Genomic DNA, 1,252 nt, shown 5'->3' on the forward strand with positions numbered 1-1,252 from the left:
GTTTCATTAAACTCAAACCGGTTAACTCAAAATTATCAAAATCGTACCAGCTAGCGTCATCAGGATGTTGGCTATCGCATAAGTACCCGCATAACCAAGAGCTGGAATCGTCGACTTCGCGTATTCGTTTACAACATCCATCGCCGGTGCACAAGTACGTGCGCCAATGATCGCCCCGAATAGCAATGCGCGGTTCATCTTCAAAATGTATGCACCAACAAGGTAAGCAATCACAACAGGCACGACACTAACAATAAACGCAAGGCCGATCACCTGTGGGCCAACTTGAGTCAAGTGCTCGAACATCTTGCCACCAGCACTCAAACCGATACCAACCATAAAGAACATTAAACCAAGGTCTTTGACCATGTTTAACGCGCCTTGCGGTACGTAGCCGAAAGTAGGGTGGTTGGCTCTAAGGAAGCCTAGTGTAATACCTGACAGCAAAAGGCCTACTGCATTACCTAAGCTAAACGATACTTGACCAAATGTCATGGTCACTAGGCCAAACATAATGCCAAGAATAAAGAAGCTACAGAACGCCAATAAGTCGGCCATTTGGCTGTGGATCGAGATAAAACCGATTTTCTCAGCAAGGCCATGTACACGACTCTTCTCGCCACTCACCTGAAGCACATCACCTTTGGCAAGAACAATGTCTAAATCCATTGGCATTTCGATTTGCGCACGAACTACACGGTTTAGGAAACAACCGAACTCAGACAGGTTCAAATCAGATAGACGTTTGCCGGCAATCGCGTCGCTCTTAACGACAATCTCTTCTTCCACAATACGCAGATCGAGAAGGTTACGGTCGAACACTTCTTTACCGTTTCGGAAGCTTGGGTCCAAACGAGCGTGGCTGTCAGGGAAGCCTACCAGTGCTATTTCATCGCCTTCTTGCAAAATCGCATCACCATCAGGGTGGGCGAGAATACCATTACGGCGAATACGTTCAATGTAACAACCCGTTTGGCGGTAAATACCAAGTTCTCGTAAGTTTTTGCCGTCTGTCCAATCGATAAGCTCCGGGCCAACTCGATATGCGCGAATAATAGGTAGATAAACTTTGCGCTGGCTTGAGTTACCAAGGCCACGCTCTTGAGCGATTTGTTGAGCAGAGTCTGAAAGGTTCTGCTTTTGTAACTTTGGTAGCAACTTAGCGAACATGATCATGCTGATCAGACCAATCAGATAAGCCATCGCGTAACCTACGGATAGGTTTTCTAATACCAAAGAAAAATCCATATTG

1 protein-coding gene is annotated in these 1,252 nt (G+C 46.2%); it reads right to left on the reverse strand.

The annotated features are described in order from the left end of the window. Nucleotides 1-21 precede the first annotated feature (21 nt). A partial coding sequence (locus R7D93_RS25580) for an aspartate:alanine antiporter (RefSeq protein ID WP_318129592.1) occupies nucleotides 22-1,252 on the reverse strand: 1,231 nt, incomplete at its 5' end.

It is taken from the genome of Vibrio sp. YT-15 (genome assembly GCF_033337445.1).
Taxonomy (GTDB): domain Bacteria; phylum Pseudomonadota; class Gammaproteobacteria; order Enterobacterales; family Vibrionaceae; genus Vibrio; species Vibrio alginolyticus.